This is a genomic window from Streptomyces sp. SudanB52_2052, assembly GCF_964272415.1.
Taxonomy (GTDB): Bacteria; Actinomycetota; Actinomycetes; order Streptomycetales; family Streptomycetaceae; genus Streptomyces; species Streptomyces olindensis.
The window spans coordinates 1,112,775-1,130,176 of the sequence record NZ_OZ186796.1 but is presented as its reverse complement, the minus strand read 5'-3'; the positions used below and the strand labels follow the sequence as shown (position 1 = coordinate 1,130,176).

15 protein-coding genes are annotated in these 17,402 nt (G+C 71.4%); 6 read left to right on the top strand and 9 right to left on the bottom strand.

What is annotated here, in order from left to right:
- Positions 1-25 precede the first annotated feature (25 nt).
- Complete coding sequence (locus tag ACSUPV_RS04850) at positions 26-1,837, top strand: glycoside hydrolase family 15 protein (protein WP_037770434.1); 1,812 nt, start codon at positions 26-28, stop codon at positions 1,835-1,837.
- Between the two features lie 30 nt (positions 1,838-1,867).
- On the opposite strand, the gene galE is transcribed toward ACSUPV_RS04850, so the two are convergent.
- The 7 genes from galE to iolC form a co-directional block, all read right to left on the bottom strand.
- A complete protein-coding gene (galE, locus tag ACSUPV_RS04845; RefSeq protein WP_436946993.1) occupies positions 1,868-2,968 on the bottom strand; it encodes a UDP-glucose 4-epimerase GalE in 1,101 nt (366 codons plus the stop codon).
- A gap of 80 nt (positions 2,969-3,048) precedes the next feature.
- Positions 3,049-3,834, bottom strand: a complete 786-nt coding sequence (locus ACSUPV_RS04840) for a GntR family transcriptional regulator (protein ID WP_031112854.1) — start codon at positions 3,832-3,834, stop codon at positions 3,049-3,051.
- Positions 3,835-3,855: 21 nt separating this feature from the next.
- Positions 3,856-5,349 carry a CoA-acylating methylmalonate-semialdehyde dehydrogenase gene (locus ACSUPV_RS04835; protein ID WP_436946992.1) on the bottom strand — a complete coding sequence of 498 codons (1,494 nt, stop codon included), beginning with the start codon at positions 5,347-5,349 and terminating at the stop codon, positions 3,856-3,858.
- A 44-nt stretch (positions 5,350-5,393) separates the two neighbouring features.
- Positions 5,394-7,265 carry a 3D-(3,5/4)-trihydroxycyclohexane-1,2-dione acylhydrolase (decyclizing) gene (gene iolD / locus ACSUPV_RS04830; RefSeq protein ID WP_037770432.1) on the bottom strand — a complete coding sequence of 624 codons (1,872 nt, stop codon included), beginning with the start codon at positions 7,263-7,265 and terminating at the stop codon, positions 5,394-5,396.
- Positions 7,262-8,155, bottom strand: a complete 894-nt coding sequence (gene iolB / locus ACSUPV_RS04825; RefSeq protein ID WP_031112869.1) for a 5-deoxy-glucuronate isomerase — start codon at positions 8,153-8,155, stop codon at positions 7,262-7,264. Before iolB ends, iolD begins: the two co-directional genes overlap by 4 nt.
- Positions 8,156-8,169: 14 nt before the next feature.
- Positions 8,170-9,048, bottom strand: a complete 879-nt coding sequence (locus ACSUPV_RS04820) for a Cgl0159 family (beta/alpha)8-fold protein (RefSeq protein WP_031112871.1) — start codon at positions 9,046-9,048, stop codon at positions 8,170-8,172.
- Positions 9,049-9,061: 13 nt separating this feature from the next.
- Positions 9,062-10,039 carry a 5-dehydro-2-deoxygluconokinase gene (gene iolC, locus ACSUPV_RS04815; protein ID WP_382609984.1) on the bottom strand — a complete coding sequence of 326 codons (978 nt, stop codon included), beginning with the start codon at positions 10,037-10,039 and terminating at the stop codon, positions 9,062-9,064.
- Positions 10,040-10,361: 322 nt separating this feature from the next.
- On the opposite strand from iolC, the gene ACSUPV_RS04810 reads away from it, so the two are divergent.
- The 5 genes from ACSUPV_RS04810 to ACSUPV_RS04790 are packed head-to-tail and all read left to right on the top strand — an operon-like array spanning position 10,362 to position 15,316.
- Positions 10,362-11,381: a sugar ABC transporter substrate-binding protein gene (locus ACSUPV_RS04810; protein ID WP_037770424.1), complete on the top strand. Its 1,020-nt coding sequence runs from the start codon at positions 10,362-10,364 to the stop codon at positions 11,379-11,381.
- A complete protein-coding gene (locus ACSUPV_RS04805; RefSeq protein ID WP_037770422.1) occupies positions 11,381-12,457 on the top strand; it encodes an ABC transporter permease in 1,077 nt (358 codons plus the stop codon). The genes ACSUPV_RS04810 and ACSUPV_RS04805 overlap by 1 nt, the downstream gene beginning before the upstream one ends.
- A 5-nt stretch (positions 12,458-12,462) precedes the next feature.
- Positions 12,463-13,374: an ATP-binding cassette domain-containing protein gene (locus tag ACSUPV_RS04800; RefSeq protein ID WP_031112881.1), complete on the top strand. Its 912-nt coding sequence runs from the start codon at positions 12,463-12,465 to the stop codon at positions 13,372-13,374.
- A gap of 1 nt (position 13,375) precedes the next feature.
- A complete protein-coding gene (locus ACSUPV_RS04795; RefSeq protein WP_031112882.1) occupies positions 13,376-14,278 on the top strand; it encodes a sugar phosphate isomerase/epimerase family protein in 903 nt (300 codons plus the stop codon).
- Positions 14,279-14,296: 18 nt separating this feature from the next.
- Positions 14,297-15,316, top strand: coding sequence for a Gfo/Idh/MocA family protein (locus tag ACSUPV_RS04790; RefSeq protein ID WP_037770413.1), 1,020 nt, complete (start codon positions 14,297-14,299; stop codon positions 15,314-15,316).
- Positions 15,317-15,367: 51 nt separating this feature from the next.
- Here the strand turns inward: ACSUPV_RS04790 and ACSUPV_RS04785 are convergent, their stop codons facing one another.
- Both ACSUPV_RS04785 and ACSUPV_RS04780 read right to left on the bottom strand, forming a co-directional pair.
- Positions 15,368-16,384 (bottom strand): Gfo/Idh/MocA family protein, encoded by a 1,017-nt coding sequence (locus ACSUPV_RS04785; protein ID WP_436946991.1) that lies wholly within the window; start codon positions 16,382-16,384, stop codon positions 15,368-15,370.
- Positions 16,381-17,385 carry a Gfo/Idh/MocA family protein gene (locus ACSUPV_RS04780; protein WP_436946990.1) on the bottom strand — a complete coding sequence of 335 codons (1,005 nt, stop codon included), beginning with the start codon at positions 17,383-17,385 and terminating at the stop codon, positions 16,381-16,383. Before ACSUPV_RS04780 ends, ACSUPV_RS04785 begins: the two co-directional genes overlap by 4 nt.
- Positions 17,386-17,402: the final 17 nt, after the last annotated feature.

The window sequence follows — 17,402 nt, the reverse complement described above, 5'->3', positions numbered from 1 at the left end:
GCCAAGGAGGCCTTGAGGACCAGCCATGAGCCCACCCATCGAGGATTACGCCCTCATCAGCGACCTGGAGACAGCCGCCATGGTCGGCCGGGACGGCTCCGTCGACTGGCTGTGTCTGCCCCGGTTCGACTCGCCGGCCTGCCTCGCGGCCCTGGTGGGCACCGAGGCCAACGGCTTCTGGCGGATCGCACCCGTCGGCTCCGTCGCCGGTGGTGCTTGCACCCGCCGCGCCTACCGGCCCGACACGCTGGTCCTGGACACCGTGTGGGAGACCCCGACCGGGACGGCCCGGGTCACCGACTTCATGCCGCCCCGGACACAACTGCCCTGCGTCGTCCGCATGGTGGAGGGTCTGTCGGGTTCCGTGTGCATGCGCAGCGAACTGCGGCTGCGTTTCCACCAGGGCCGCGTCGTGCCGTGGGTGAGGGGCGACGGACACTGCACCGTCGCGGTCGCCGGGCCGGATGCCGTCTGGCTGGACACCGACGGCCCGGTGCGGGTGAACGGTGGCGTGGACGCCACGGTCTGGGATGTCACCGTCCAAGCCGGCCGGCGGCTGGCGCTGACGCTGACATGGTCGCCCTCGCACCAGCCCGAGCCACCGACGCCGCTGTCCGTCCCGGCGGAGACGTCGCTGAAGGAGACCGCCGGCTTCTGGCGGCGCTGGAGCGCCCAGTGCCGCTACCGAGGGCCCTGGCGGGAGGCCGTGGTGCGGTCCCTGATCACCCTGAAGGCCCTCACCTACGCGCCTACCGGCGGCATCGTGGCCGCGCCGACCACCTCGCTGCCGGGCTGCATCGGTGGTACCCGCAACTGGGATCACCGGTACTGCTGGCTGCGCGACTCCACGCTGACCCTGTCCTGCCTGCTGCGCAGCGGCTACCGGGAGGAGGCCAGGGCCTGGCTGGACTGGCTCGTCCGGGCCATCGCGGGCGACCCCGACGACCTGCAGACCATGTACGGCGTCGCCGGGCAGCGGCTGATGCCCGAGACCGAGGCGCCGTGGCTCGCCGGTTACGAGGGATCCCGTCCGGTGCGGTTCGGGAACTCGGCGGTGGGCCAGTTCCAGCTGGACGTCTACGGCGAGGTCCTGGACACGCTCTGCCTGTCGCTGCGGGCCGGTATCCCCATGCCCGCCCATGTGTGGGAACTCGTGGAGGCCCTGATGGGCTTTCTGCAACGGCACTGGCGGGAACCCGACCAGGGACTGTGGCAGGTACGGGGGCCGCGGCGGCAGTTCGTGCACTCCAAGGTGATGGCGTGGGTGGCCGCGGACCGCGCCCTTCGCATGGGGCGGCTGCTCGGCCGCACCGGGTCGTCGGGCGAGTGGCGGGCCATGCGCGCGGAGGTGCACCGGCAGGTCTGTCGGCACGGCTGGGACGGGGACCGGCGGTCCTTCGTACAGGCTTACGGCTCTTCGGCGCTGGATGCCTCGGCCCTGCTGATTCCCCGGGTCGGCTTCCTTCCGGCCCGCGACGAGCGGGTATGGGGCACCGTCCGCGCGATGTCCGGACTCGGCCAGGGCGGCTTCGTGCGGCGGTTCGCGCCCTACGGCCCCGGTGGGGACGGAATGCCCGGCCGGGAGGGTGCCTTCGTGGCGTGCTCGCTGTGGTACGCCGACGCCCTGGCCGCGACCGGCCACCCGGGGCCGGCCCAGGAGGTGTTCGAGCGCGTCCTCGCCATCCGCAACGACGTCGGGCTGCTGGCCGAGCAATGGGACCCGGAGTCGGGCCGCCAACTCGGCAACGCTCCACAGGCGTGCAGTCACCTCGCCCTGGTCGAAACGGCGTTCGCCCTGTCGGCACCACCCGGTGTCCGTCCCGCATCACGTCGCTGATCCGGACGGGGGCTGATCGACGGGGGCTGATCAGTGCTTGCTGTTCGGCCGTCGGGCGGAATCGCCGTAGCCGTGTGGGTTGAGCTGCTGGAAGTGCCAGGCGTCGCGGCACATGTCGGACAGGTCACGCATGGGACGCCAGCTCCAGGCGCGGGCCACCGGGGTCGCGTCGGCGACGAGTTCGGCGACGTCCCCCGGCCGCCTGGGCGCGACCTCGTACGGAATGCTCCGGCCGCACGCCTCGGAGAACGCGGCGACGACCTCCAGGACCGAACTGCCTTTGCCGAGGCCGAGGTTGTACACATGCATGCCCGGGGCGTCGGCGACATGATCGAGAGCGAGGCGGTGCGCCTCCACGGTGTCCAGGACGTGGAGGTAGTCACGGATCGCCGTTCCGTCGGGCGTGGGGTAGTCGTCGCCGAAGACGTGCAGCCGTTCCCGGCGGCCGACGGCGACCTGGGCGACGTACGGCATGAGGTTGTCGGGCGTGCCGCGCGGGTCCTCGCCGAGCAGGCCGCTGGGATGGGCGCCGGCCGGGTTGAAGTACCGCAGGCACAGCACCGTGTACTCGGGGCGGCGGTCGCAGACGTCGGCGAGGATCTGCTCGCAGAGCCACTTGGAGGCCGCGTACGGGTTGGTGGGGCGGGCCGGGGCGGTCTCGGCGATCGGGCCGGGTTCCGCGTCGCCGTAGATCGAGCAGGAGGAGGAGTACACCATTCGGTGCACGCCGTGTTCGTGCATGGTGCGCAGCAGTGCCGTGGTGCCGCCGACGTTCGTGTCGTAGTACTCGACGGGCATCGCGGCCGACTCGCTCACCGACTTGTGCGCCGCGAGGTGCACGACGGCGTCCACGGAGTGTCGGTCGAAGACGGCCGAGAGGGCGCGCCGATCACGGATGTCCAGCTCGTAGACCGCGCCGACGAAGCGGCCGGCGATCCGTTCCACCCGGGCGAACACCTGCGGGGTGCTGTTGGAGTAGTTGTCGATCACGATCACTTCGTAGCCGTGGTCGAGCAGTTCCACGCAGGTGTGGCTGCCGATGAAACCGGCCCCGCCCGTGACGAGGACGGTCGAGGGAGCCCAAGAGGATCCGGCTCCTCGAGCGGTCGGCGACTGGTTCCTGCGGGCCATGCCAGACTCCCGCGACGGGTGCGCAAAACCGTATGTTTACGGTGTATATATACGACTTTGCACCCGAGTTCGGACTCCGGTCAAGCCCTGACCAGCAACTGAAAGTCGAACGTGTACCGCGACGCCCGGTAGATGTGCCTCCCGTACTCCACCGCCCGCCCGGTGTCGTCGTACGCCGTGCGCTCCATCGTGAGCAGGGCCGCGCCCTGCTCCTCGTCCAGGAGGGCCGCCTCCTCCGGCGTCGCCGCGCGGGCGCCGATGGTCTGGCGGGCGCTGTGCAGGGTGATGCCCGCCGAGCGCATCATCCGGTACAGGCCCGTCGACTCCAGGCGGGTGTCGTCGAGGTCCAGGAGGGTCGGCGGGAGGTAGTTGCACAGCAGGGCCACCGGGCGGCCGTGGGTGTGGCGCAGCCGTTCCAGGGCGGTGACCTCGCTGCCCTCGGGGACGCCGAGCGCGGCCGCCACGTCGCAGGACGCCGGGACGGCCTCGTGCCGCACGATCTGCGTCGTCGGGGCCTGGCCGGCCGCCTCCAGGTCGTCGTAGAGGCTGCTCAGCTCCAGGGGGCGTTTGACCTGGCTGTGCACCACCTGCGTGCCCACGCCGCGCCGCCGGACCAGCAGTCCCTTGTCGACGAGGGACTGGATGGCCTGGCGGACGGTGGGGCGGGACAGGCCGAGGCGGACGGAGAGGTCGACCTCGTTGCCCAGGAGGTCGCCCGGGGCGAGGGCCCCGTGCTCGATCGCCGCCTCCAGCTGCTGGGCGAGCTGGTAGTACAGCGGCACGGGACTGCCCCGGTCCAGGGTGAAGTCCAGCGCGCTGAGTGCGGGTGCGGGCGCGGTGCGGGCCCGGTCACCGGTCTTCCCCATGGACGAACCCCCCTCCGGGTGTCAGGTGTTGCTCGGGAAACCGAGGTTGATGCCGCCGTCGGAGGGGTCGGGCCAGCGCGTGGTGATGACCTTGCCCTGGGTGTAGAAGGCGATGCCGTCGTTGCCGTAGATGTGCAGGTCGCCGAAGAGGGAGTCCTTCCAGCCGCCGAAGGAGTGGTAGCCGACGGGGACCGGAATCGGCACGTTGACGCCGACCATGCCGGCCTTGACCTCCAGCTGGAAGCGGCGGGCCGCGCCGCCGTCCCGGGTGAAGATCGCGGTGCCGTTGCCCCAGCGCGAGTCGTTGATCAGCTTGATCGCGTCGTCGTAGGTCTCGGCGCGGACCACGCACAGGACCGGGCCGAAGATCTCGTCCCGGTACGCGTCCGCCGTGAGCGGCACCCGGTCGAGCAGGGAGACGCCGAGGAAGAAGCCGTCCTCGTGGCCGTCGACCGAGAAGCCCGTGCCGTCGACGACGACCTCGGCGCCCTGCTCGGCGGCCGACGCCACGTAGGAGGCCACCTTGTCGCGGTGCTCGCGGGTGATCAGCGGGCCCATCTCGGACGCCGGGTCGGTGCCCGGGCCGATCCGCAGGGCCTTGGCCCGTTCGGCGATCTTCGCCACCAGTTCGTCGCCCGTGTCGCCGACCGCGACCACCACCGACACGGCCATGCAGCGCTCGCCCGCCGAGCCGTACGCCGCGTTGATCGCCTGGTCGGCGGCGAGGTCGAGGTCGGCGTCGGGCAGCACCAGCATGTGGTTCTTGGCGCCGCCGAGGGCCTGGACGCGCTTGCCGTGCTCAACGGCCTTGAGCTGGATGTACTTCGCGATCGGGGTCGAGCCGACGAAGGACACCGCCTCGATGTCGGGGTGCTCCAGGAGGCGGTCCACGGCCGTCTTGTCGCCCTGCACGATGTTCAGGACGCCCTCGGGCAGGCCTGCCTCGGTGGCCAGTTCGGCGAGCCGGAAGGAAGCCGACGGGTCCTTCTCCGACGGCTTCAGCACGAACGTGTTGCCGCACGCGATGGCGAGCGGGAACATCCACATCGGCACCATCGCCGGGAAGTTGAACGGGGTGATGCCCGCGACCACGCCCAGCGGCTGGCGGATCGAGGCGACGTCGACCCGGGAGGACACCTGGGTGGACAGCTCGCCCTTCAGCTGGACCGAGATGCCGCAGGCCAGCTCCACGATCTCCATGCCGCGCGCGACCTCGCCGAGCGCGTCGGAGTGCACCTTGCCGTGCTCCGCCGTGATCAGCTCGGCGATCTCGTCGCGGTGCGCGTCCAGCAGCTCGCGGTACTTGAACAGGATCGCCGTGCGCTTGGCCAGGGAGGACTGGCCCCAGCTCTCGAAGGCGGCCTTGGCGGAGGCGACCGCGGCGTCCACCTCGTCGACGGTCGCGAAGGCGACCTGCTTCTCCTGGGCGCCGGTGGCCGGGTTGTAGACGGGGCCGAACCGGCCGGAGGTGCCTTCGACGGGCTTGCCGTCGATCCAGTGGGTGATGGTCTTCATGGTGCGCACGGGCCTTTCGGGGAGCCGGGGAGGAACGGAGGGGGTCAGAGGTGGCGGCGGCGGTCTGCCACCTGGCGGTCGTAGCGCTCGCGGGCCTCGACGGCCGCCTCGCGGGAGGCGGTCTCGGCGACCGGCACGTCCCACCAGGCCTCCGCCGGGGGTGCGGTCGGGGCCGGGTCGGTCTCGACGTAGACGCAGGTCGGCCGGTCGGAGGCGCGGGCCGCCGCCAGGGCCTCGCGCAGCTCGCGCACGGTCTTGGCGCGCAGGACGTCCATGCCGAGGCTCGCGGCGTTCGCGGCCAGGTCGACGGGGAGCGGGGCGCCGGTGAAGGTGCCGTCGGCGGCCCGGAAGCGGTAAGCGGTGCCGAAGCGTTCGCCGCCGGTCTCCTCCGACAGGCCGCCGATGGAGGCGTAGCCGTGGTTCTGGATGAGGACGATGTTGAGCGGCAGGCCCTCCTGGACGGCCGTGACGATCTCCGTCGGCATCATCAGGTAGGTGCCGTCGCCGACCAGTGCCCACACCGGGGTGCCGGGGGCGGCCTGCTGGACGCCGATGCCGGCCGGGATCTCGTAGCCCATGCAGGAGTAGCCGTACTCCAGGTGGTACTGGCGCGGGCTGCGGGAGCGCCACAGTTTGTGCAGGTCGCCGGGGAGGGACCCGGCCGCGTTGATCACCACGTCGTCGTCGCCGACGGCGGCGTCCAGCGCGCCGAGCACCTGCGTCTGGGTCGGGACGGCGCTGTCGTCGGCGGCGCGGTAGGCGGCCTCGACGACCTCGTCCCAGCGGGCCTTCCCGGCGCGGTACTCGGCGACGTAGTCCTCGTTCACCCGGTGGCCGGAGAGCGCCTCCAGGAGCTGTTCGAGACCCGTCCGCGCGTCGCAGACCAGCGTGCGCGCCGCCAGCTTGTGCGCGTCGAAGCCGGTGACGTTGAGGTTCAGGAACCGCACGTCCGGGTGCTGGAAGAGCGTGCCGGAGGCCGTCGTGAAGTCGGTGTAGCGGGTGCCGACGCCGATCACGAGGTCGGCCGTGCGGGCGAGGTCGTCGCTGACGGCCGTGCCGGTGTGGCCGATGCCGCCGAGGTCGGCGGGGTGGTCGTGGCGCAGCGAGCCCTTGCCCGCCTGGGTGGAGGCGACGGGGATGCCCGTGGCCTCGACGAACGCCTTCAGCGCCGCCTCGGCCTCGCTGTGGTGGACGCCGCCGCCCGCCACGATCAACGGGCGTTCGGCCGACCGGATCGCCTCGACGGCAGCGGTCAGTTCCACCGGGTCCGGCGCGGGACGCCGTACGGACCACACGCGCTCGGCGAAGAACTCCTCCGGCCAGTCGTACGCCTCCGCCTGCACGTCCTGGGGGAGGGCCAGCGTCACCGCTCCCGTCTCGGCCGGGTCGGCCAGCACGCGCATCGCCTGGAGCGCCGAGGGGATCAGCGCCTCGGGGCGGGTGATCCGGTCGAAGTAGCGCGAGACCGGGCGGAGGGTGTCGTTGACGGACACGTCGGCCTCGACCGGGTGTTCCAGCTGCTGGAGCAGCGGGTCGGCGGAGTGCGTGGCGAAGTAGTCGCCGGGCAGGAGCAGCACCGGCAGGCGGTTGATCGTGGCGAGCGCGGCGCCGGTGACCAGGTTGGTGGCGCCCGGGCCGATGGAGGTCGTCACCGCCTGCGCGGACAGGCGGTTGAGCTGCCGGGCGTAACCCACCGCCGCGTGCACCATGGACTGCTCGTTGCGGCCCTGGTGGAACGGCATCACGTCGGCGTACTCGACCAGCGCCTGGCCGACCCCGGCAACGTTGCCATGGCCGAAGATGCCCCAGGTCCCGGCGATCAGGCGGCGGCGCACGCCGTCCCGCTCGGTGTACTGGGCGGACAGGAACCGCACCAGGGCCTGGGCGGTCGTGAGGCGGCGGGTGCGGGCGCTCATACGGAGGTCTCCGGGGCGGTGTAGAGGGGGAGCCGGGGGTCGACCGGCTGGTCCGGCCAGGTGTCGCGGACCCAGGCGTGGTCGGGGTGGTCGCAGATCAGCCAGGCGCGCTCGGCCTCCGGGCCCGCCATGACGTTGAGGTAGTACATGTGGTGGCCGGGCGTGGCCATCGAGGGGCCGTGCCAGCCGTCCGGGATGAGGACGACGTCACCGTCGCGGACCTCCGCGAGCACGTCGGTGTCCCGGCCGGGACCGGAAGGGGAGACGCGCTGGTAGCCGAGGCCGGGGACGCCGTCGTGGCCGGCGAACTCGAAGTAGTAGATCTCCTCCAGCACGGACTCCTCGCCCGGCCGGTGCTCGTCGTGCTTGTGCGGCGGGAACGACGACCAGTTGCCGCCCGGGGTGATCACCTCGACCGCGATGAGCTTGTCGCACTCGAAGACCCCGGCCGCGCCGAAGTTGTTGACCTGCCGTGAGCAGTTCCCGGTGCCGCGCAGCTCCACCGGCACCTCGGAGGCCGGTCCGTAGCGGGCGGGCAGGCGGCGGGTGCAGCGCGCGCCGGTCAGCGCGAACCGGCCGCCCGCGGCGGACGTGACGGTCGTCCGGGCGTCGCGCGGCACGTAGGCGAAGTCGCTCACCGCGCTGAACACGTCGGGGCGGCCGTGCAGCTCGAAGGTGTCCTGGCCGAAGTCGTCGGCGGACGCGACCGTGCAGGCACCGCTCAGCGGGACGACGATCCATTCGCTGTCGCCGGTGTCGAAGGTGTGGGAGCCGCCCGGCGGCAGCTCCAGCACCCGCAGGCTCGAGTGGCCCCAGCCGGCCTTCTCGGGCGTGACGTCGACGACGTAGGGGCCGCCGAGCGCCTTGCCGGCGGGAAGGTGGTACGTCATGGCATCCTCCGGGATCACAACAGGCCGACGGCCGTGTCCACCGCTTCTTCCACGCTGCCCTCGGCCGGGTAGAGCAGCGACCGTCCGACGACCATGCCCTGGACGGTGGGCAGCCGCAGGGCCTTGCGCCAGCGTTCGTAGGCGCCCTCCTGGTCGTCCCCGACCTCGCCGCCGAGCAGGACGACGGGCAGGGTGGAGGTCTCCAGGACCTCGGCCATGTCGTCCGGGTCGTCGGTGACGGGGAGCTTCAGCCAGGTGTAGGCGGAGGTGCCGCCCAGGCCGGAGGCGATCGCGATCGACTTGGTGACGGCCTCGGCGGACAGGTCGTTGCGGACCCTGCCGTCGACGCGCCGGGAGAGGAACGGCTCGACGAACAGGGGGAGCCGGTGGGCGGCCATGGCGTCGATCGCCCGGGCGGTGGACTCCAGCGTGGTGAGCGAGCCCGGGTCGTCGTAGTCGATGCGGACCAGGAGCTTGCCCGCGTCGAAGCGGAGGCGGGCGATGTCCTCGGCGCGGTGGCCGGTGAAGCGGTCGTCCATCTCGAAGGCGGCCCCGGCGAGGCCGCCGCGGTTCATCGAGCCCATGACGACCTTGTTCTCCAGCACGCCGAGCAGGAGCAGGTCCTCCAGGATGTCGGCGGTGGCGAGCACCCCGTCGACGCCGGGCCGCGCCAGCGCGGTGCACAGCCGCTCCAGCAGGTCCGCGCGGTGGGCCATGGCCAGCCGCCGGTCGCCGACCCCGAGGGCACCGCGCGCCGGGTGGTCGGCGGCCACGATCATCAGCCGGCCGCTGTCGCCGATCAGCGGGCGGCGCGCCCGGCGGGCCGCCGCCTCGGCGACGGCCTCGGGGTGCCGGGCTCTGACCGTGGTGAGGTCGGGGATGCCGATGTTCAAGGAGGGCTCCGTTTCAGTGGCTCGGGCTCGGCGACGGCACCCCGGCGAGGAGGTCCTCGACCTCGGACTCGGTGGGCATCGCGGAGGAGCAGGCGAGGCGGGAGGCGACGAGGGCGCCGGCGGCGTTGGCGTGGCGCATGGTCCGCTCCAGCTCCCAGCCGGCGAGCAGGCCGTGGCAGAGCGAACCGCCGAAGGCGTCACCGGCGCCCAGGCCGTTGACGACCTCGACCGGCACCGGCGGCACCTCGGCCCGGGTGCCGTCCCGGTGCACGGCCAGCACGCCCTTGGGCCCCTGCTTGACGACGGCCAGCTCCACGCCCGCCTCCAGCAGGGCGTCCGCGCAGGCCTGCGGCTCGCGCACGCCGGTGGCGATCTCGCACTCGTCGAGGTTGCCGACCGCGACCGTGGCGTGGCGCAGGGCCTCGCGGTAGTACGGGCGGGCCTCCTCGGGGTCGCCCCAGAACATCGGGCGCCAGTCGAGGTCGAAGACGGTGATCCCGGACTTGTCGCGGGCCTTGAGGGCGGCGAGCGTGGCGGAGCGGCTGGGCTCCTCGCTCAGGCCGGTGCCGGTGATCCAGAAGATCCGGGCCCCGCGGATCGCGAAGAAATCCAGCTCGTCGGTGTGGATCTCCAGGTCCGGGGCCTTGGGACGGCGGTAGAAGTACAGCGGGAAGTCGTCCGGCGGGAAGATCTCGCAGAAGGTGATCGGCGTCGGGTACGCGGCGACCGGGGTGACCCAGCGGTCATCGACGCCGAAGCCCCGCAGCTCCTCGTGCAGGTACGAGCCGAAGGGGTCGTCGCCGGTGCGCGTGATCACGGCCGTGCGGCGTCCGAGGCGGGCCGCGGCGACCGCCACATTGGCCGCGGAACCTCCCAGGAATTTCCCGAACGTCTCCACTTGGGCCAGGGGCACGCCGGTCTGCAGGGGATAGAGGTCGACCCCGATGCGGCCCATCGTGATCACATCGAAATACTGGGCTGGCTCGGCCATGCGCGACCTCCTCGGGAAGCTGGGGATGCGGGCTCCGGGGCGCCCTGACACGGTGGGGGCGTGGATCCACGGGACCTGCCGCCCCCCAGGTGTAGGTCCCGGAGGGCAGCGCTGTCAATACTTTGTACTTACATTCGGACCTGCTTGTGAAATGATGTCTTAACAAAGTATTGACAGCGGGCGCGGCAGGGGCTTGTATCCCGTGCCATCGCAACAGTCGGTTTGCGGCATCATGATCCGGACTCCGTAAGGCTCCGGGACCACGGATCCCTTCGTGATCCCTTCCTTTCCCCCGCAGTAGCACAGTGAGGTGCCAGGAAAGATGGACCGCTCTTCTCACCCCCGCTCCCGCAGGTTCGCGCCCGTCGTCGCCGTGGCCGCAGCGGCGGCCCTGACCCTCGCCGGCTGCTCCAGCAGTTCCGGGGGCAAGAAGTCCGAGGAAGGCGCTGCGAACGCCTCCGCCGGCAAGGCGACCACGCCCCGTATGACCGTCGCCCTCGTCACCCACCAGGCGCCCGGTGACACCTTCTGGGACACCGTCCGCAAGGGCGCGGAGGCCGCGGCCGCCAAGGACAACATCAAGCTCGTCTACTCCGCCGACCCGAACGCGGGCAACCAGGCCAACCTGGTCCAGAACGCGATCGACCAGAAGGTCGACGGCATCGCGGTCACCCTCGCCAAGCCGGACGCGCTCAAGGGCGTCATAGGCAAGGCCGAGAAGGCCGGCATACCCGTCGTCGGGCTCAACTCCGGCCTGAGCGACTGGAAGAAGCTCAACCTGCTGGAGTTCTTCGGCCAGGACGAGTCCGTCGCGGGCGAGGCCTTCGGCAAGAAGCTGAACGAGGTCGGCGCCAAGAAGGTCCTCTGCGTCATGCAGGAGCAGGGCAACGTCGGCCTGACGCAGCGCTGCGACGGCGTGGCCAAGACCTTCGAGGGCAAGGTCGACCCGCAGAACGTCAACGGCACCGACATGCCGTCCGTGAAGTCGACGATCACCGCCAAGCTCAAGCAGGACCCGTCGATCGACTACGTCGTCACCCTCGGCGCGCCCTTCGCGCTGACCGCGGTGCAGTCGGTCTCCGACGCCGGCAGCAAGGCGAAGGTCGCCACCTTCGACCTCAACAAGGACCTCATCAAGGCCATCAAGAACGACTCCATCCAGTTCGCCGTCGACCAGCAGCCCTACCTCCAGGGCTACCTGGCCGTCGACGGCCTGTGGCTCTACAAGAACAACGGCAACTACAGCGGCGGCGGCGAGCAGCCCGTGCTGACCGGCCCGGCCTTCGTCGACAAGTCCAACGTCGACAAGATCGGGGAGTTCGCCGCGAAGGGCACCCGGTGATGAGCATGACCCAACAGGCTGCGCCGGCGGTGGACACACCGCCGGCCCCCGGCCAGAAGCAGTCCGACGGCCGGACCCGGCAGCGCCCGCTCGCCCTGCGGCTGCTCGCCCGGCCCGAGGTCGGTGTCTTCCTCGGCGCCGTCGCCGTGCTCGTGTTCTTCTTGTTCGCCGCGCCGCCCGTGCGCGACGGCAGCTCGATGGCGAACATCCTGTACCAGTCGTCGACCATCGGGATCATGGCCCTGCCGGTCGCGCTGCTGATGATCGGCGGCGAGTTCGACCTGTCCGCCGGTGTCGCAGTGATCACCTCGGCGCTGACCGCGTCGATGCTCAGCTACCAGCTGACCATGAACGTCTGGGTCGGCGTCATCGTCGCCCTGCTCGTCTCGCTGGCCATCGGCGCCTTCAACGGCTGGATGCTCGTCAAGACGGGCCTGCCGAGCTTCCTGGTCACCCTCGGCACGTTCCTGATCCTGCAGGGTGTGAACCTCGCGGTGACCAAGCTGGTCACCGGCAACGTCGCCACCGACGACATCAGCGACATGGACGGCTTCACCCAGGCGCAGAAGCTCTTCGCCTCGACGTTCGAGGTCGGCGGGGTCAACGTCAAGATCACCGTGGTGTGGTGGCTGGTGTTCGCCGCGCTGGCGACCTGGGTGCTGCTGCGCACCAAGTACGGCAACTGGATCTTCGCCGTCGGCGGCAACAAGGACTCCGCGCGGGCCGTCGGCGTGCCCGTGACGTTCACCAAGATCTCCCTGTTCATGCTGGTCGGCTTCGGCGCCTGGTTCGTCGGCATGCACCAGCTGTTCTCCTTCAACACCGTGCAGTCCGGCGAGGGCGTGGGCCAGGAGCTCATCTACATCGCCGCGGCCGTCATCGGCGGCTGTCTGCTGACCGGTGGCTACGGCTCCGCGATCGGCCCGGTCTTCGGCGCCTTCATGTTCGGCATGGTGCAGCAGGGCATCGTCTACGCCGGCTGGAACCCGGACTGGTTCAAGGCCTTCCTCGGCGTGATGCTCCTCGGCGCCGTCCTCATCAATCTGTGGGTCCAGCGCACGGCGACCCGGAGGTGACCGCGATGACCAGCAACGAAACCGGCACCCACGGTGCCGTCCTGAAGGACACTCCGCCCGCCGGGGACCGCCCCCTCGTGGAACTCCGCGGCGCCGGCAAGTCCTACGGCAACATCCGCGCCCTGCACGGCGTGAGCCTCGAGGTCCACCCCGGCAAGGTGACCTGCGTCCTCGGCGACAACGGCGCCGGCAAGTCCACCCTCATCAAGATCATTTCGGGGCTGCACCAGCACACCGAGGGCGAGTTCCTCGTCGACGGCGAACCGGTGCGCTTCTCCACCCCGCGCGAGGCCCTCGACAAGGGCATCGCCACCGTCTACCAGGACCTCGCCGTCGTCCCGCTGATGCCGGTGTGGCGCAACTTCTTCCTCGGCTCCGAGATGACCAAGGGCCCCTGGCCGCTGCGCCGTCTCGACATCGAGCGGATGAAGAAGACCGCGGACGAGGAGCTGCGCGCCATGGGCATCGTCCTGGACGACCTGGAGCAGCCCATCGGCACGCTCTCCGGCGGCCAGCGCCAGTGCGTCGCCATCGCCCGCGCCGTCTACTTCGGCGCCCGCGTCCTCATCCTGGACGAGCCGACCGCCGCCCTCGGCGTCAAGCAGTCCGGCGTGGTGCTGAAGTACATCGCCGCCGCCCGCGAGAAGGGCCTCGGCGTCATCTTCATCACCCACAACCCCCACCACGCCTACATGGTCGGCGACCACTTCAGCGTCCTGCGCCTGGGCACCATGGAGCTGTCCGCCTCCCGCAGCGACGTCTCCCTCGAAGAGCTGACCAACCACATGGCCGGTGGCGCCGAACTCGCTTCCCTCAAGCACGAGTTGGCGCAGGTCCGCGGCGTCGACGTCGAAGAGCTCCCCGAGGAGGGGGACCTCACCGCTCCCGTAGCCACGTCCTCGGAAGGAAAGTCCTGACATGGCCCTCGCGCTCGACCGCATCCGGGTCGGCTCCGCCCCCGACTCCTGGGGCGTCTGGTTCCCCGACGACCCCCAGCAGGTGCCCTGGGAACGCTTCCTCGACGAGGTCGCCGAGGCCGGCTACTCCTGGATAGAACTCGGCCCCTACGGCTACCTGCCCACCGACCCGGCCCGGCTCACCGACGAGGTGACCAAGCGGAACCTCCAGGTCTCCGCCGGCACGATCTTCTGCGGACTGCACCGCGGCCCGTCCGAATGGGACTCCACCTGGGAGCAGGTCAGCCGGGTCGCGGCCCTGACCCAGGCCATGGACGCCAAGCACCTCGTCGTCATCCCGTCCTTCTGGCGGGACGACAAGACCGCCGAGATCCTGGAGCCGCCGGAGCTCACCACCGAGCAGTGGCGCAACCTCACCACCGGCATGGAGCGCCTCGGCCGCGAGGTGAAGGACAGGTACGGCCTGGACATCGTCGTCCACCCGCACGCCGACACCCACATCGACACCGAGGAGCACGTCGAGCAGTTCCTCGACTCGACCGACTCCGACCACGTCAACCTCTGCCTGGACACCGGGCACTACGCCTACTGCGGCGGCGACAGCGTCAAGCTCATCGAGACCTACGGCGAGCGCATCGGCTACCTGCACCTCAAGCAGGTCGACCCGGAGATCCTCGCCGACGTCGTCAAGAACGAGGTCCCGTTCGGCCCGGCCGTCGCGCGCGGTGTGATGTGCGAACCGCCCGCCGGCGTCCCCGAGCTGGGACCGGTCCTGGCGGCCGCGCAGAACCTCGGCGTGGACCTCTTCGCCATCGTCGAGCAGGACATGTACCCCTGCGAGCCGGACAAGCCGCTGCCCATCGCGGTGCGCACCCGCAAGTTCCTGAGGTCCTGCGGCGCCTGACGACCCGAAAGGACGGCCATGACGGAGCGCGCCCCACTCGGAGTCGCGGTCATCGGTACCGGACGGATGGGCGCCGACCACGTGCGCCGCATCCACGAAGTCACCAGCGGAGCACGGGTGGTGGCCGTCGCCGACGTCGACGCGGAGCGCGCGAAGGCCGTCGCCGCCCGCGTCGGCGGCTGCACCGCCCACACCGACCCGGCCGCCGCACTGGCGGCGGACGGCGTCGACGCCGTCCTGATCGCCTCCCCGGGCCCGGCCCACGAGGCCACCCTGCTCGCCGCCTTCGAGCGCGACCTGCCCGTGCTGTGCGAGAAGCCGCTCACCCCCGACGCGGCCTCCGCCCTGCGCGTCCTCGACGCCGAACTGCGCCTCGGCCACCGCCGGGTCCAGGTCGGCTTCATGCGCCGCTACGACCCCGAGTACGCGAAACTGAAGGCCCTGTTGACGACCGGTCAGCTGGGCAGGCCGCTGATGCTGCACAACCGGCACCGCAACGTGGCCAGCCCGCCCTTCTTCACCAGCTCCATGCTGATCAGCGACTCCGTCGCCCACGAGGCCGACGCCACCCGCTGGCTGCTGGGCCACGAGATCACGGCCGTCACGGTGCTGCGCCCGACGCCGTCCGCCAACGCCCCCGACGGGCTGCGCGACCCGCAGTTCGTCGTCTTCGAGACGGACGGCGGCGCCCTCTCCGACGTGGAGATCTTCGTCAACTGCGGCTTCGGCTACCAGGTCCAGGCCGAGATCGTCTGCGAACGCGGCACCGCCCGCATCGGCGACGGCCACGCCCTGGTCACCCACATGGCCGGCCGCTGGGGCGGCACCATCGCGCAGGACTGGACGGAACGCTTCGAGACGGCCTACGACCGCGAGATCCAGGCCTGGGTCGACGCCACCCGCCGCGGTGAGGTCACCGGCCCGAGCGTCTGGGACGGCTACGCCGCGGCGGCGGTGTGCGAGGCGGGCGTCCGGGCCCTGGAGGACGGCGGCCGCATCGAGGTCGAACTGGCCGAGAAACCCGCGCTGTACGCGTGACGGTGACAAGGGCCCGGGGTTCATCCCGGGCCCTTGTCACGCGGGTGCGCCTCAGACCCGCGTCCGCGGCCTGGGCTCGAAGCCGGCCTGCCGGTAACAGGCGTCGATGAGCTCCATCGTCGTCGCCGCGTCGTCCGCGTCCAGCGGCAGCGGCGCGCCGTCCCGCACCCGGGCGGCGAACGCCTCCAGCTGGTACGTGTACGACGAGCGCGTGCCGAGCCGCTCCGTGCGCTCGCCCTCCGGCGTGCGGACCACGACCCGGTCGTCCAGGTGGGGCAGCACGAAGTTCGGGGCCGTCGCCTCGCCCCGGGAGCCGACGATCCGGATGCTCATGTCCAGCCCGTCGTACGCCATGTGGCAGCGGGCCGCGCCGGTGGCCCCGCCGGGGAACTCCAGGTCGGCGTCCAGCCACTCGTCGACCCCCGGGACACCGGCCCGCTCCCCGCCCCGGGCCCCGGCCAGACGCGGCGGCCCGCCCGCCCAGGGGGCGAGGACGCGCAGCGCGTGCAGGCTGTAGCAGCCCAGGTCCATCAGGGCGCCGCCGGCCAGCGGCAGCGACCAGCGCGGGTCGGTGTCCGGCGGCGCGGCGATGGCGACCATGGCCTCGACGTGCCGCAGTTCGCCGAGTTCGCCCGAGGCCAGCAGCTCGTGCAGCCGGCGGGTGACCGGGTGGAAGAGGTAGTGGAAGGCCTCCATGAAGACCGTCCCGGCCTTCTCCGCGGCGGCCCGCACCTCCGTCGCCTCCTCGGCGTTGCTCGCCGACGGCTTCTCCGACAGCACGTGCTTGCCGGCCGCGAGCGCGGCCAGGTTCCACGGTCCGTGCAGCCCGTTGGCGAGCGGGTTGTAGACGACGTCGACCTCCGGGTCGGCCACCAGCTCGGCGTACGAGCCGGCCACCCGCTCCACGCCGTGCTCGGCGGCGAACGCCTCGGCCCGGGCGCTGTCGCGGGCGGCCACCGCGACGAGGCGGTGGCCGGTCGCCCGGGCCGGGTCGATCAGGGAGCGTTCGGTGATCCGCGCGGCCCCCAGCACACCGATGCGCAGGGGTTCCCGGCCCTTGTCGCTCATGCCTGGCGTACCTCCTCGATGGTCACCGGGCGGTGCTCGTGCAGCGACAGGGTGCACGCGTCGGCGATCCAGCCCGCCTCCAGGGCGTCCTCGATCGTGCAGGGGGAGGGGCGGCTGCCGGCGACGACTTCGGTGAACGCGGTCAGTTCGGCGCGGTAGGCCGCAGTGAAGCGGTCCATGAAGAAGTCGTGCGGGGTGCCCGCCGGGAAGGTCACGCCCGGCTCGACCGAGCGCAGCGGCAGCTTGTCCTCCAGGCCGACGGCGATGGAGTCGGTGAAGCCGTGGATCTCCATGCGGACGTCGTAACCCCGGGCGTTGTGACGGGAGTTGGAGACCACCGCGATGGTGCCGTCGTCCAGGGTGAGGATCGCGCCGGTGGTGTCGGCGTCACCCGCCTCCTTGATGTACTCGGCGCCCCGGTTGCCGCCCACGGCGTACACCTCGGTCACCTCGCGGCCGGTCACCCAGCGGATGATGTCGAAGTCGTGCACCGAGCAGTCGCGGAAGATGCCACCGGAGGCGGCGATGTACGCGGCCGGCGGCGGCGCCGGGTCCAGCGTGGTCGAGCGGACCGTGTGCAGCTTGCCGAGCTCACCGCTCCGCACGGCGGCGCGGGCGTTGACGAAACCGGTGTCGAAGCGGCGGTTGTACCCGATCTGGATCGGCACGTCCCTGCCCTGGACGGCCTTGAGCACCTCCACGCCCTCGGCCATGGTCTTGGCGACGGGCTTCTCGCAGAAGACCGGAACACCGGCCTCGACACCGGCCAGGATCAGCGCCGGGTGGGCGTCCGTGGCGGCCGCGACGACGATCCCGTCGACACCGGCGGCCAGCAGCGCCTCCGGCGAGTCCACCACATCGGCCCCGAACCGCTCGGCGGCGGCCTTGGCGGCGTCCGCGAAGGGGTCGGTGACGACGAGCGACTCGACGGCGTCGAGCCCGGACAGGGTCTCGGCGTGGAAGGCACCGATACGGCCGAGGCCGAGGATTCCGATACGCATGGGGTGTTGCTCCTAGA